The 14,873-nt window shown below is 39.4% G+C and carries 9 protein-coding genes; 8 read left to right on the top strand and 1 reads right to left on the bottom strand.

Translation table 11 applies throughout. From position 1 onward, the window contains the following. The first annotated feature begins 55 nt into the window (after nucleotides 1-55). The 8 genes from FFJ24_RS25235 to FFJ24_RS25270 all read left to right on the top strand — a co-directional run bounded on the left by FFJ24_RS25235 (nucleotide 56) and on the right by FFJ24_RS25270 (nucleotide 14,087). Nucleotides 56-1,987, top strand: coding sequence for an alpha-amylase family glycosyl hydrolase (locus tag FFJ24_RS25235; RefSeq protein WP_138819880.1), 1,932 nt, complete (start codon nucleotides 56-58; stop codon nucleotides 1,985-1,987). A gap of 179 nt (nucleotides 1,988-2,166) precedes the next feature. Further along, on the top strand, nucleotides 2,167-2,721 hold the full coding sequence (locus FFJ24_RS25240; protein ID WP_138819882.1) for an RNA polymerase sigma factor: 555 nt from the start codon (nucleotides 2,167-2,169) through the stop codon (nucleotides 2,719-2,721). Between the two features lie 262 nt (nucleotides 2,722-2,983). After that, a complete protein-coding gene (locus tag FFJ24_RS25245; RefSeq protein ID WP_138817962.1) occupies nucleotides 2,984-4,006 on the top strand; it encodes an IS110 family transposase in 1,023 nt (340 codons plus the stop codon). A 635-nt stretch (nucleotides 4,007-4,641) separates the two neighbouring features. After that, nucleotides 4,642-5,715, top strand: a complete 1,074-nt coding sequence (locus FFJ24_RS25250; protein WP_138819884.1) for a FecR family protein — start codon at nucleotides 4,642-4,644, stop codon at nucleotides 5,713-5,715. Between the two features lie 186 nt (nucleotides 5,716-5,901). After that, entirely contained in the window at nucleotides 5,902-9,180 is a 3,279-nt protein-coding gene (locus FFJ24_RS25255; protein ID WP_246862698.1) for a SusC/RagA family TonB-linked outer membrane protein, read from the top strand. Between the two features lie 19 nt (nucleotides 9,181-9,199). Next, nucleotides 9,200-10,795, top strand: a complete 1,596-nt coding sequence (locus FFJ24_RS25260) for a SusD/RagB family nutrient-binding outer membrane lipoprotein (RefSeq protein ID WP_138819887.1) — start codon at nucleotides 9,200-9,202, stop codon at nucleotides 10,793-10,795. A 327-nt stretch (nucleotides 10,796-11,122) separates the two neighbouring features. Continuing rightward, a complete protein-coding gene (locus FFJ24_RS25265; protein ID WP_138819889.1) occupies nucleotides 11,123-12,682 on the top strand; it encodes a S10 family peptidase in 1,560 nt (519 codons plus the stop codon). Between the two features lie 442 nt (nucleotides 12,683-13,124). After that, the gene (locus tag FFJ24_RS25270) at nucleotides 13,125-14,087 is read left to right on the top strand and encodes an acetyl-CoA carboxylase carboxyltransferase subunit alpha (protein WP_138820811.1); all 963 of its coding nucleotides are present in this window, start codon (nucleotides 13,125-13,127) and stop codon (nucleotides 14,085-14,087) included. A gap of 199 nt (nucleotides 14,088-14,286) precedes the next feature. Here FFJ24_RS25270 and FFJ24_RS25275 read toward each other — a convergent pair whose 3' ends face one another. Beyond that, nucleotides 14,287-14,841, bottom strand: a complete 555-nt coding sequence (locus FFJ24_RS25275) for a transposase (RefSeq protein WP_138819891.1) — start codon at nucleotides 14,839-14,841, stop codon at nucleotides 14,287-14,289. Nucleotides 14,842-14,873: the final 32 nt, after the last annotated feature.

The raw sequence follows: 14,873 nt of genomic DNA on the forward strand, positions 1-14,873 counted from the left end.
CGCTCCGTGATAACTCGGTGTTCTCTGTGGTAAAACCAATAATAATCCTAACCAAATGAAAAGAATAATTAACCACCTTGTTTCGTGTGTGCACGAAACAAAAAGAGTCAAAACCATTGTTTACCTTTTACTATTAGTAATAATATGTAGTATGGCCTGTAAAAAAGCGTCAGATGGTGTTTTAGAACCTGCGCCAACTGATCAAAAAGCTGATCTGCCTGCAGGAGCCAAAGATGGTGTCGTGTTTATCAATAACGGGACATCGGCCATTGTAACCTTGTATGCGCCCGGTAAAAAATCGGTTGCACTAATCGGCGAATTTAACAATTGGTCAACCAGCGCAACACCGATGAAAAACACAACCGATGGAAATTACTGGTGGATCCAGGTTGATAATTTAAACCCAGCTACAGAATATGCCTATCAGTTTTATGTAGATGGAAGCCTGAAAGTAGCCGATCCCTATTGCGAAAAAGTGCTTGATCCGGATAATGATCAATATATTTCTGCGGCGACTTACCCAAACTTAAAAGCTTACCCAACAGGTAAAACTACAGGAATTGTGAGTGTGATGCAGGCCAATCAACCCGTTTATACCTGGAAGAATAGCGGCTTTACGCGTCCAGATAAAAATAACCTGGTGATTTATGAATTGCTGATCCGCGATTTTACCTCCGATCATAATTATGCATCAACCTTGGCCAAACTCGATTATTTAACTGGTTTGGGTATCAATGCTATTGAGTTAATGCCGGTAAATGAATTTGAGGGAAATTTAAGCTGGGGTTATAATCCTTCTTTTTACTTTGCCCCCGATAAGTATTATGGTACTAAAACCGCTCTGCAAAACTTCATCGATGAATGCCATGGCCGCGGAATAGCCGTAATTATGGATATGGTATTAAATCACTCTTTTGGTCAATCGCCTATGGTGCAATTGTATTTCGATGGCTCAAAACCTACTGCAAACAGCCCATGGTTTAATGTTGATGCTAAACATCCATTTAATGTAGGTTACGATTTTAACCATGAAAGTTCGGCGACTAAAAAATTCTCGAAAGACGTGATGAAGTTTTGGATGCAGCAATATAAAATTGATGGTTTTCGTTTTGATCTGTCAAAAGGATTTACACAGAAACAATCAACAGATGATACACAGTTCAGGTTATACGATGCTGGTCGTGTCGCCATCTGGAAAGACTATAATGGCTACATTAAAAGCTTAGACCCTAATTTTTATGTGATTTTAGAACATTTTGCCGAAGAATCAGAAGAAAAGGTATTGGCTGATGACGGTATGATGCTTTGGAATAACCTCAATTACAATATGAACGAGGCCACAATGGGCTGGCTGGATAATTCCAATTTTCAGTGGGGCTTTTATGCCAATCATGGCTTCACCAGGTCTGATGGTCTGGTTACCTATGGTGAAAGTCACGACGAGGAACGTCTGAACTTTAAAAATATCACTTATGGAAATGCTTCAGGCAGTTATGTGATTAAAGGAAACCTGGCCACTTCCTTAAAAAGAGAAGAACTTGCAGCAGCATTTTTGTTCAGTATACCCGGACCGAAAATGGTTTGGCAATTCGGAGAACTGGGTTATGATATCAACATCGATTTTAATGGTAGAACAGGCGAAAAGCCAATTAAATGGGATTATTATACTGATCCAAACCGTAAAGCCCTGTACAATGCCTACGCTAAATTTATCAAATTGAAAAAGAATAACAGCATTTTTAATTCAGGCAATTCAACTTATAACCTGGCGGGAGGCGTTAAATACATCAAGTTAACCGAAGGGAGCAATACTGTTGTGGTTGTAGGTAATTTTGATGTGGTGAGCCAAACGGCAAATATCGATTTCGGATCGGCTGGAACCTGGATCGATGCGGTTGGAAATGGTGTTAACTTTTCGGGCAGTACGTATACGAAAACGTTGGCGCCTGGTGAATATCATATTTTTAGTAGCGTAGCTTTAAAATAAATTACAGACCCCGCAGGTTCAATTCGTGGCTTATATTGTTTTTCAATGGTCTCATTGAGGGTTACGCTGTTTAAAAACCTGCGAGGTCTAAATTTCAACTCAGTTCGTGTTGCACGAACTGAAACTTAGTAATAATCTTATTGTTTTTAGTTAATATTGCGATAACAACTAACAACTTAATGGATAACAAATTAGCGCATCATTTATTATGGGAACGATTACGGACTGGCGATAAAGATGCATTTTTTGATCTCTATACGGCACTTTATTATCCATTGGTTAATTTCGGGATCAGGGTTTGTGCCGATGCCGATACGGCCAGTGAAGCCACCGACCTCGTTTTTACCACTGTATGGGAAAAGCATGAAAGTTTAATCCGGGTTGACAATGTTGAAGCTTACCTGCGCACCTTCTTAAAACGGAAATTGCTCAGGATTCTCGAAAGAAAGCGTAAAATTAATGATGCCCTTTTTAATGCAGGTGCAGATGGCGATTGGATGGAGATGAGCTACGAAGAATTTATTGTAAAGGTGCAAAGCGACGAACTGGTACAGCACCAACTCAAAAATGCATTGGAAAAACTCACTTTTCGCCAGAAACAACTGATCCATTTAAAGTTTTTTGAAGGCTTAAGTTACGAGCAGATTGCCGAACAGAGCAACCAGACGATAAAAACGGCCTACAATACCATTTATGATGCCCTTAAAATCCTGAGAAAGGAATTTAATGCATAATTTTAGTTTCGTCCTTTAGATTTGTTTTGATATTTTATTTAAAGATACCAAGTACTTACTTTGCTTAAATTATAAATCAGATTACCTAAAACGGTAGCGGCACATTAAAATTCGTCAAGGTTTTTATGCCTATGAAATGATTCAATCCGTTACCGTTTTTTCCCTTAGTGACCAGATAACAATTAGGGTAATACCCATTATTAAGGACTAGGATCGATGGGGTAAAACTTAGGTAACCATTACAAACATAAAAAATAGCAGGATGATTGCCACTACAAAATTTTTTATCGGTATTGATATTTCCAAACCGCACTTCGATGTTGCATTAATGGCCGTTGTGAACCATGTAAAACAGGAAATAGCCACCGCACGGTTTGATAACACCGCTCCAGGTATAAAGCTATTTGAGAAGTGGTTGAAATCTCAGAAAACCACATTCAATGGGGACTCCCTGGTTGTCATGGAAAATACGGGGATCTATCATCGTTTAATATGGACTTTCTGCAGCAACAGAAATCTGCCCATCCATATTGGCAATGCCGCCCATATCAAATGGAGTTTTGGGATAGCAAGGGGCAAAAATGATAAAATAGACAGTATCCGTTTATGCAACTATGCCTTTAAGGAAGCGGATGACCTAAAGGCTACAGCTGCCCTGGATCCCGAACTGATGCTCCTGAAAGATCTGATATCAGCGAGGACAAAGCTGCTCAAACAAAGGTCCGGCATTAGCGTTTCGGTAAAAGAACTTGGCAATGTCAATGGTAAAGAACATCAGAAACTGATTGAAAAAGCACTTAAAAATGCAATTGAGGGTATCGCAAAGTCAATCAGGAACCTCGAAGATCAGATCAAAAAAATTATCACAGGAAACCAGGGTTTCAAGCAGAACTACAAACTATTGCTCAGTATCCCTGGGATAGGACATGTTACCGCAGTATACCTGATTGGCTGCACTGGAAATTTTGCAGGGCGCCCCAGCGGAAAAGAACTGGCCTGTTATGCAGGGGTTGTACCATTTGAACACAGCAGTGGTATAAGTATCAAAGGTAAAACAAGAGTACACCGGATGGCCAATAAAGAGCTTAAAAGATTGCTGCATATGTGTGCATTATCTTTGATTCAACATAATCAGGAATTCAAAACATATTACAATAGAAAAAAGGATGAAGGGAAGCACAGCATGAGCATAATTAATGCCGTTAGAAACAAGATAGCATTAAGAGTTGCTGCTGTTATAAAAAATCAAGCCAGCTATAAAAATAACTATAAAATAGCTGCTTAAAATTTGTTTTTATCATAACAATCATTTCGACCGGAGTGCAACGGAGTGGAGAAATCTAATTGACAGAAAAATTTTCTAAATTTTTCCTGCTAAAACGTAGTTTATTTAGGGATATTTTTGTTTTGGAAACGAACATTCGTGTCTCCGTGGGGACTGTAGCCCCGTTATGCACTCCAATCTTTTTATTGCAATTTAACGCTACAGGCAATAAGTATACTTTAATCATGATTATAGGCAATAAAAAGGATTTCCGTTACTACCGGGTTTAGGGAATTAAGTTTGTAGTCCTTGGCGGCCTAATCGTCTGTACCCTGCACTCCTCAATAGTAATACAGCCTGGGCCATCTAAACCTGATTGCAGCGGTAGCTCCCGATTTTTTTCTAATCGGGACTACAAGCGAAAAGCAGGAACATTTTTTGCTAAATGCTTCTGTTCTTGCTTTCCAAAAAATGTGCTTAACTATTTTCAAGCCTGAGAAATCAGCCTTTTTAACCTCAAAATCCATATTATTACAAATTAAATTTCTTCATTCTGCTGGCATTCAGGGCATATATTTCGTCATGTTAAAAAAAAGTTAAAATTTCCTTAGGAAAAAATAAAGCTTTTGGGCACTGTTATATAAAAGGCAAAAAGAATGGTTGATAGAAGTAAATTCAATGCAGAAGACTTTCTTGTTGACAGCACTTTCCAGCAATACTGCGCTGGAACAGATAAGCTATGCATTGGATATTGGGAGAAATACATTAATGCACACCCCGAACAGGAAGCGGTAATTGCAGAGGCAAAAAAACTTTATGTGATATTGAGCGGTAACAAACGCCCGCTGGTTAAGCAGGTAGAACAATTTAAAGAAAATATGTTTCCTGCCACTGAAGAAAAAGTCCTTAAACTACAGCGTTATTTATGGTTAAAAATTGCCGCTGCCATAATTTTGGTGCTTGGTGGGGTTTTAATTTATAGCACCTATTATAAAAGTACAGGTACAAATAACGTAGTACCCGATGTTTACACTTTCGCTACAAAAAATGGTGAACGTAAAAAAATTATGTTGCCTGATGGCACCTCTGTGCTGTTAAATGCCATGAGTATTTTAACCATTGCTAAAGATTTTAATGATAAATACCGCGAAGTTACTTTAACAGGTGAGGCGTTTTTTGATGTGAAACATAATAAGGAAAAACCTTTTAAAGTACATACCAACGATTTTAACATCAATGTACTGGGTACCGCTTTTAATGTAAAAGCTTATCCGGATGAAATCAGCTCAGAAGCCACTTTGATTCGCGGTTTAATTACCATGGAAGGCGTAAACGGAAATGGCGGTGTAATTACTTTAAAGCCAAGTCAGAAGGTTACGTTTTACAAAAGCGTAGCTCCGCAGCAAAAGAATAAATTGGTCAAACCTGCAGCACCACAGCCCGAAATTACCATTAACCATTACACCAAAATAAAGGACAGCACTATTGTTGAAACCGCGTGGACACAAAACCGGATCGAAATTTACGATCAGGATTTTAGCGAGATCAAAAATGTGCTGGAGAAATGGTACAATGTTGAAATCAGTTTCACTGACCCGACGCTTGAGAAATACCGTTTTACGGCAACCATTACCAATGAGACCATTGAAGAAGTATTACATGCATTAAAAGCAACCGAAAATAATTTTAAATATGAGATAAAGGGAAAACAGGTAATTATCTCAAAATAGGAAGAAAAAAAGGACGGTGTTGGAGCACCGCCCTCTTGAATTTCTTTTTTGATCAATTAATGGCAGTTTATGCGCAAACAGATTGCTGCCAAGAACTTATGCAACCAAAAAAACAAAAATATGATTTATTATTACTTACTGCAAGGGCGCCCAAAATATAAAGCGCTCCTAAAATTCATTATGCTAATGAAACTAGCCTGTATTATGGTTTTCATTACCTGCCTTAATGTTTCTGCATCGGTTTTTTCGCAGGAAAAAATTTCACTGGATGTTAAGAAAACAAAACTGGCCAGGGTTTTACAGATTATTGAGCAGCAAAGCAGTTACCATTTTGTTTACAGCTCTTCCTACGTTCCCGTAAATAAGGATATAAGTATTACTGTAACCAATACTTTGGTTACCGATGTTTTGGCAGCCATTTTAAACAGAACCAACCTGAAATATTCTGTTTCTGATGGCGGCTTAATTGTCATTAGCAAAAATAAAGAAGTCCCCATTTCCGGAACAGTAAAAGATGCGCTTGGCGGTACTTTGCCGGGAGCCAGCGTGAGGGTTAAAGGAACAGGAATAGGCACATCTACCGATATTAATGGTAAATTTTCTCTTAATGCCCCGGAAAATGCAGTTTTGGTGGTTTCTTATGCAGGTTTTCAAACCAAAGAAGTAGGTATAGGCTCACAGACCAGCATTACTATCGTTTTAACGGAAGATACCAAACAGCTTACCGATGTGGTAGTTACGGCTTTGGGTATTAAAAAAGAAAGAAGGGCTTTAGGCTATTCGGTTACGCAGGTAAGTGGCGAAACCTTAACCCAGGCCAGGGAAAATAATGTGGCCAACTCGTTAGTAGGTAAAGTGGCTGGTTTAGATATTAGCTCAACATCAGGTGGTGTGGGCGCGGCAACCAGCGTAACCATCCGTGGGGTTTCCAGTTTAAGTCAAACCAACCAGCCTTTATATGTAATTAACGGTGTACCCATGGAGAATAAACCAGTGGGTTTAAATAACCTGAATGGTAATGGGAACTCAGGTAGTCAATATGATAACGCACCTGATTTAGGAGATGCCGTTGGGAACTTGAATCCAGATGATATTGAAAGTATTTCGGTGTTAAAAGGTGCCGCTGCAGCGGCCTTATACGGTTATCGTGCAAAAGCCGGGGTAATTTTGATCACCACTAAAAGTGGAAAGGGCAACAGCATCGAACTTAATTCCAATTATGTTGCAGAACAGGTAATGGACAGAACCAATTGGCAATATGTTTACGGACAGGGCGCCAATGGGGTAAAGCCAATTGATGCAGCAGCTGCTGCACAGGTAGGCGGATCTAGCTGGGGAGCAAAATTAGACGGTTCTAACGTGATTCAGTTTGACGGGATAAGCAGACCATATTCTGCGCAGAAAAATAATATTGAAGATTTTTACCGCACAGGGGGCACATGGTCTAATACCCTTGCTTTAAACAAAAGTTTTGATGGTGGTACCATCCGTTTATCTGCCAACGATGTACATAACAATTCAGTTGTGCCAAATTCTGGCTTAAACAGACAATCTTTTAACCTGGTCGGTACTTTTAACCCAATTAAAAGGTTGACCATTGATGCTCGCATGAACTATATTTTAGAGCAGGCTAAAAACAGACCGATGGTATCAGATGGTGCAGGTAATGCCAATTATAACGTGGCATTTTTACCAACCAGTGTAAGCGTAAAAAACCTCGATCCATGGAAAGATGCCAATGGAAATGAAATTCAGTACAATAAAGGCAATGCTTATGCAACCAACCCCTGGTTTGCGGCAAACGAATTCGTAAACGATACCAAACGCGATCGTTTGATTAGCTCTTTTAATGCCCGTTATACTTTTGATAATGGTTTGTTTGTACAAGGTCGTGCTGGTCGCGATGCTTATAACGACACCTATAAAAATGTAGTTCCATCAGGTACAGCTTATTATGCGCCCGGTAAAATTGTTGAGCAGGCCACCAAATTTGCAGATGTTAACGTCGATGTATTAATCGGCAAGCCTTTTAAAGTAGACGAAGATTTCTCTGTTACTCCAAATATCGGTGCGAGTTACCGTAGAACAAATATAACGCAAACCACCAATAGCGGTGCCGATTTCGCCGTTTCCGGCGTTTATAATATTCTTAACGCTAAAAATAAATCGGTGGCGTATGTCGCATCCGAAGCCGAAACACAATCGGTATATGGTACACTTGAACTTGCCTATAAAGATATTTTATATTTAACAGGTAGCGGACGTACCGACTGGTTTTCTACACTGGCAACGCCTGGTAAAGACAATAAGTTAAATGTGGTTTATCCTTCCATTAGCGGTTCATTTGTTTTCTCAGAACTTTGGAAACCATCATTCTTAAGCTTTGGTAAAGTTAGGGCAGGTTATGCAGTAGTTGGTCAGGCCACAGATCCTTATCAAACTTTGTTAACCTATAGTTTAAGAAGTGAGGTTTTAAACGGATTGCCATTGGGTACCATTTCCAACGTAAATATTCCTAATTCTGCATTAAAAGCTTCAAAAGCATCAGAATTGGAGATCGGAACGGAAATGCGCTTCTTCGGAGATCGTTTAAACCTCGATTTTACCTGGTACAAAAAAATATCTAAAGATGAAATCACGTTTGTAACCACATCTACATCGACTGGTTATAGTGGTGCGGTTTTAAATTCTGGTAAAATTCAAAATAAAGGAGTAGAGCTGTTGTTATCGGGTCAGGTGGTAAAAAACAAAGATTTAGTATGGACTTCTTCTTTGAATGGATCGTATAACGACAATAAAGTAATCTCACTTGCTGATGGTGTTACCTCAAATCTTATTGCCACTTCAAGATCTGGCGTTGGCTTTTTACAGAATATCCCGGGCAAAGCCGCCTCTCAGGTAATGGCTTACGATTATAAATATGATGCTTCAGGAAATATTATGCTGGGTGCAAATAACGCCCCACAGCGTGGTGATCTGGTTGCTTATGGTTCTGCATATAATAAATGGTTTGCAGGCTGGAATAACGAGTTTAATTATAAAGGTGCAACCCTATCTTTTTTGATTGATGGTAAATGGGGTGGAAAAGTATTCTCTGCAACTGATTATTATGGTTATGTTTTTGGTTTACACCAGGCTACGCTCGAAAACCGCGAGGCATTGGGTAACACGGCCGCAACTTACTATCAGCTATCGGCAGATAATGTGTCTAATAAATTTGTGCAGGATGCAAGTTTCATCAAGTTCAGGCAGATGACCCTGGGTTATAATTTTCCTGCAAAAATGTTCAACAACAAAATACATGGCTTAAATGTGAGTCTTGTAGGCAGGAACCTGTTTATCCTGATGAAAAAAACGGATAATATCGATCCTGAATCGAGTTATAATGCAACCTTTCCGGGATTGGAACTGGGTGGTGTACCTCCGGTTAGAACATTTGGTGTAAACCTTAGTGTGAAGCTTTAAATTTTAAACAGACAAAACAATGAAAACGAACATATTAAAAAAATATAGCCTGTTACTTTGTACCGGCATGTTAATGATCTCGGCTTGTACCAAAAATTTCGAGGATATCAATACCAACCCATCTGCTTATGGCGCAGCAACTTTTGATCCCAATTATACGTTAACCACTGCTCAGCTTACCTATACCGGCAGTATCGATTTCGCTTACGATACCTGGAGGGGAAATTTAATCTATTCTTCTACCATGATGCAGGGACTTTCTACTGTGGTAAGTTATTGGGCGGGTGATAAATATTTATTGAATGAAGGTTATACTGCAGCATACTGGGGCAGCACCACTGTAGGTGCTTATGTAGAGCAGGTTAAACCAATTGTAGATATTGTTGAATTTACAAAGGGATTACCTAAATATAATAACGTACGCCAGGTGGCCCGTTTGTGGAAAGCACTGATTTTTGAACGTATTACCGATCTGTATGGCGATGCACCTTATTCTGAAGCAGGACAAGGTTATTATACCGGTAATCTGGCCCCAAAATATGATAAACAACAAGCCATTTATGCCGATTTATTAAAAGAAGTAGAAGAAGCCACCAATGCATTGGATGTAAATGGTGATAAAGTTACCGGCGATGCCATTTATAAAGGTGATATCAACAAATGGAAAATGTTCGGAAATACATTGCTGTTGCGTATTGCCATGCGTTTAACCAAAGTGGATGAAAACACAGCCAAAGCCTACACCCAAAAAGTGATCGGTAAAACCATGCTCAGTAATGATGATAATGCTTTTGTTAAACATGATGTATCTGGTGCAAGGGTAACGCAAAATAGAAATAGCCAGGTATTATCGGGCGATGGTGGTCAGGAAAACTATTATGTTAAATGGTCGCAAACTTTCATTAATAAATTAAAAACAGCAAACGACCCGCGTTTAGCAAAAGTTGCCGTTACAGGCCTTTATCTGGATGAAAACAGTAAAACACAAAACCCCAATTACAGTGCCGATCCGCTTCTGCAAAAAGGAATGCCTAATGGAAAAGACCTGAGTGGTATAGCAGGCAGAGATGTTCGGCAAGATGCTTCTTACACCACATTTCCGGCTTACTCTTCGCCAAATCCGGCAATGATTAAAAAAGACGGCGTTACATTTATTTTAACCTATACCGAAAGCGAACTTTTATTGGCGGAGGCGGCGCAAAGATGGGCAATAGGCGGTTCGGCTGCTACTCATTATGCCAGTGGACTATCTGCAGGTATCACTTTCTTATCGCAGTATGATGCAAGTTTAGCCATTTCGGGTACAATAGCTGACGCTTATGCTGCTGCCAATCCTTACGTTGCTGCCAATGGTTTAGAAATGATCAATACCCAATATTGGTTGCATACCTGTACCATGCTCGATTTTTATGAAACATGGTCTAACTGGCGTCGGTCAGGATTTCCGGCTTTAACCCCAGTGGTTTATCCAGGTAATGCCACCAATGGTACCATTCCACGCCGTTTCCCATACCCGGTTGAAGAAGCGGCCAAAAATAACGCCAATTACAAAGCAGCCTCTTCGGCTGTACCTGGGGGTGACAACCTCACTGGCAGGGTTTGGTGGGATAAATAAAATAAATCATCCCGATTTATACCTGGCCGGCAGTGCAGCATGCATTGTCGGCCTTTTTATGTGATCTGATTTATAGCAAACGTTTGTGTGGTATTTATTGTAAAGATCTGATATTTAAAACATTAAATTCGATGTCGCAGTGTCAGCAAGTGCAGAAGCCGTTGTGATTTAATTGATAAAATAATAAGACCTACTCCTTTATTGCAGCTTTTTTTGCAGAACCGGCATTGCCAAAAGCTTTGCTGGTTTTTTTATGGTAACATTTCTAATCGGTTTTTTGATTAACGGTGCATTAATTTGATATTTATATATCAAACCAAACTTTAAATGAAATTCAGATTTATACTTACCACCTTTTTGTGTGCAGGTTTTTTTGTACATGCACAACAAACGCCAAAAAAGAGTCAGTCAAAAGAAACGGTAACCACCACACAGGTTACCGTTAAAGATGAACCCAAATCATCATCAAACGAAAGAAACATAAAAGTAGAAAGCTCGGTAATCACCAATCATTCAGTAACGATTGATGGAAAAGCCGTTCCATATAAAGCCACTACTGGTACATTACCGGTTTGGGACGAAGACGGGCAACCCATAGCCGGTTTGTTTTATACCTATTATGAACGCAGCGATATACAAAACCGCGATAAAAGACCCTTGGTAATTTCTTTTAACGGTGGACCAGGTTCTGCTTCGGTTTGGATGCACATTGCCTATACCGGTCCGGTAGTGCTGAATATTGATGATGAAGGTTATCCTGTACAGCCTTACGGTTATAAAGAAAATCCATATTCTATTTTAGATGTGGCAGATATTGTATACATCGATCCGGTTAACACAGGCTATTCCAGAGCGGTGAGCAAAGATATTCCAACCAATAAATTCTTTGGGGTAAGGGCCGATATTAAATACCTGGCCGAGTGGATCAATACTTTTGTAACCCGGAATAACCGATGGGCTTCGCCAAAGTTTTTAATCGGCGAAAGTTACGGTACCACCCGTGTCTCAGGCTTAGCTTTAGAACTGCAAAACAGTCAATGGATGTATTTAAACGGTGTGATATTGGTTTCGCCAACCGAACTCGGTATTGAGCGTAGCGGCCCTGTTGATGCAGCTTTGCGCTTACCGTATTTCGCTGCTACTGCATGGTACCATAAAGCTTTGGCAGCCGATTTACAAAGCAAAGATTTAACCGCCATGCTCCCTGAAGTAGAAAGTTTTACCATTAATGAGCTGATTCCGGCCATTTCGCAGGGAGGAATGTTGAGTGCTGATAAAAAGAAAGGCATTGCCGTAAAAATGGCACGTTACTCAGGTCTTTCAGAAAAAGTAATTTTAGATTATAACCTTAATGTACCAACCGATTTCTTTTGGAAAGAACTATTAAGAGATAAAGGGTTTACTGTTGGGAGGTTAGATTCGCGCTATCGTGGCATAGATAAAATGGGTGCCGGAGAAGCGCCTGATTATAATGCAGAACTAACTTCCTGGTTGCATTCTTTTACACCAGCTATCAATATGTACATCCGCAACGAGCTGAATTATAAAACCGATTTGAAATACAATATGTTCGGTTCAGTTTATCCATGGGATAAATCCGGAGATCAGACCGGAGATAATCTCCGCCAGGCGATGGCACAAAACCCGTATCTACATTTATTGGTGCAATCGGGCTATTACGATGGAGCCTGCGATTATTTTAATGCCAAATACAGTATATGGCAGTTAGATGCAGCTGGTAAATTGCAAGACCGTATGAGCTGGGAAGGTTACCGTAGCGGACACATGATGTATTTACGTAAGGATGATCTGAAAACGGCCAATAACCATATCCGTAAGTTTATCAAAAAAGCATTGCCAAAAGCAGGCGAGGCCGCTAAGTTCTAAAAAATTAGAGTTGACAAATTCCTATGCACATTGCTATTAATTTGTCAACTATTTTAGGTTTATTGGGCGCAGTTGAAGAACAATAATTATCGTTCGTCCTGCTTTGCATTGTAAGTCCGTCCCGATGAATCGGGATACTTCGCTTGCGTGCTTTCCATTGCAATCAGGGCTAGGTAGGTTAGGGCGGTGGCATGGAAACCCCGCATAATGCAGAAACCAGAATAAAATAAACCTGATCGTACGGATGCCACTTTTCGTGGCTGGAGGGAGAGCAGGACGGAACCCAACCAAAGTGCCACTGCAATTGCTTTCCAAAAAAAGAAATAAATCGTATTTACAGCGGTCTTTTACCTGTAAAGCCAAAGCAATTCCCCTCCAAAAACGTAAACGAAAAACTGTTGGTTACAAACTAAAAATAATTACTTATTTTTGTGGTTCAATTATGCAGCAAATAAAAACATCATTCGATTTTGAAAAACCTATTGCAGATTTAGTTCAGCAGATAGAAAAGGTTAAGCAAGTTGCCGAAAAAACTAAGGTAGATATGTCTGCCACTTTAGACGAGCTTGATGGTAAATTAGATGAAACTACCAATAACTTATATAAAAATTTAACCGGTTGGAACAAGGTTCAGATGAGCCGTCACCCAGATCGTCCACAAACCCTTGATTATATTAACATGATCTGCGATGATTTTATTGAGATGCATGGCGATAGAACGGTTAAGGATGACAAGGCGATTATCGGTGGTTTTGCTTCCATCAATGGTCAAACAGTAATGGTTATCGGTCACCAGAAAGGTAAAAACACCAAAGAGCGTCAGTTTCGTAATTTCGGTATGGCCAACCCGGAAGGTTACCGTAAAGCATTGCGTTTAATGCGTTTGGCTGAAAAATTCAATAAACCGGTTGTCTCTTTTATCGATACGATGGGTGCTTACCCTGGTTTAGAGGCAGAAGAGCGTGGACAAGGTGAAGCTATTGCCAGAAACTTATTGGAAATGTCTATTCTGCGCGTGCCAATTATTTGCATTGTTGTAGGTGAAGGTGCTTCGGGTGGTGCTTTGGGCATCGGTATCGGCGATAAAGTTTATATGTTAGAGCATACCTGGTACTCTGTAATTTCTCCGGAATCTTGTTCATCTATTTTATGGAGAAGCTGGGATTTTAAAGAGAAAGCTGCTGAATGTTTGAAATTGACTTCTGATGATATGTTTGGCAACAAACTAATCGATGGCATCATTCCTGAGCCGCTTGGTGGTGCACACCAGGATCCGGAATTGATGGGTAAAACATTAAAAGAGTATATCGTTAAAGATTTAACTGCTTTAGGTAAATTAAAAACGGATAAGCTGATCGAACAACGAATTGATAAATTCTGTGCGATGGGTGTAGTAAACGAATAATCATTAACTAAAATAAATTTGAATCCTGTTTGGCAATGCTGAATGGGATTTTTTTTTGCGCGCTCACGCTCGTTTCTAACGAGCGTGTAAATAGGATACCGTATTTTACGGTGTTAGTTATCAATATCTTTAGCTTGCTTTACGATTATATCGTAAAGCAATTGCTGCACTCGAAACGAGCGCAAGCATTCAATAAATATTAATCAATGTCTAGTAATTCAATTTCTATTAGTCCTCTAAGCCCATGATAATTAGTCGCGGAACTATAAATATAATGTTCGGGCTCTGATACAATTCCAGCTCTAACTGGATTTTGATGAATGTAATTTAGCTTTTGAAATGTAAAATCTCGACTGATTAATTCAATAGCATGGTAACCATCTTGCCAAACCTTATAATTCTCAATTCTTGTCAAGTATTTACCTGCAAATTCAAATTTATTTAGCAGCCACTTTTTCCTGCTTTCATTTCCTGAAGTAATCTCTTTGATAATCGCCCTATTCGTAAACTTTTTAAAATCTCTAATAATTTCAAAAAGCTTTACATCTCCACTCGCAGAGGCAATGAGATGTATGTGGTTGGTCATCATGCAATAGGCGTAAAGTGTTAACCCTTTGTTGGATTGGCAGTGTTTTAGTGAATTAATAATAATTTCTTTATACGATGATCGGGTGAATATATCTACCCAATCTACAATCGTAAAAGTTAAAAAATAGATGCCTTCCGGATCTCTTGCTTGGTATTGATCTGACATTTAATAAAAATATTTATTTATTCAGAAAAATC

The sequence above is a fragment of the Pedobacter sp. KBS0701 genome, assembly GCF_005938645.2.
Lineage (GTDB): Bacteria > Bacteroidota > Bacteroidia > Sphingobacteriales > Sphingobacteriaceae > Pedobacter.

Bases quoted from the DNA above. Each gene is read 5' to 3' on its own strand.
- FFJ24_RS25235 (WP_138819880.1), top strand. From the start codon at position 56: ATGAAAAGAATAATTAACCACCTTGTTTCGTGTGTGCACGAAACAAAA.
- FFJ24_RS25240 (WP_138819882.1), top strand. From the start codon at position 2,167: ATGGATAACAAATTAGCGCATCATTTATTATGGGAACGATTACGGACT.
- FFJ24_RS25245 (WP_138817962.1), top strand. From the start codon at position 2,984: ATGATTGCCACTACAAAATTTTTTATCGGTATTGATATTTCCAAACCG.
- FFJ24_RS25250 (WP_138819884.1), top strand. From the start codon at position 4,642: ATGGTTGATAGAAGTAAATTCAATGCAGAAGACTTTCTTGTTGACAGC.
- FFJ24_RS25255 (WP_246862698.1), top strand. From the start codon at position 5,902: ATGAAACTAGCCTGTATTATGGTTTTCATTACCTGCCTTAATGTTTCT.
- FFJ24_RS25260 (WP_138819887.1), top strand. From the start codon at position 9,200: ATGAAAACGAACATATTAAAAAAATATAGCCTGTTACTTTGTACCGGC.
- FFJ24_RS25265 (WP_138819889.1), top strand. From the start codon at position 11,123: ATGAAATTCAGATTTATACTTACCACCTTTTTGTGTGCAGGTTTTTTT.
- FFJ24_RS25270 (WP_138820811.1), top strand. From the start codon at position 13,125: ATGCAGCAAATAAAAACATCATTCGATTTTGAAAAACCTATTGCAGAT.
- FFJ24_RS25275 (WP_138819891.1), bottom strand. From the start codon at position 14,841: ATGTCAGATCAATACCAAGCAAGAGATCCGGAAGGCATCTATTTTTTA.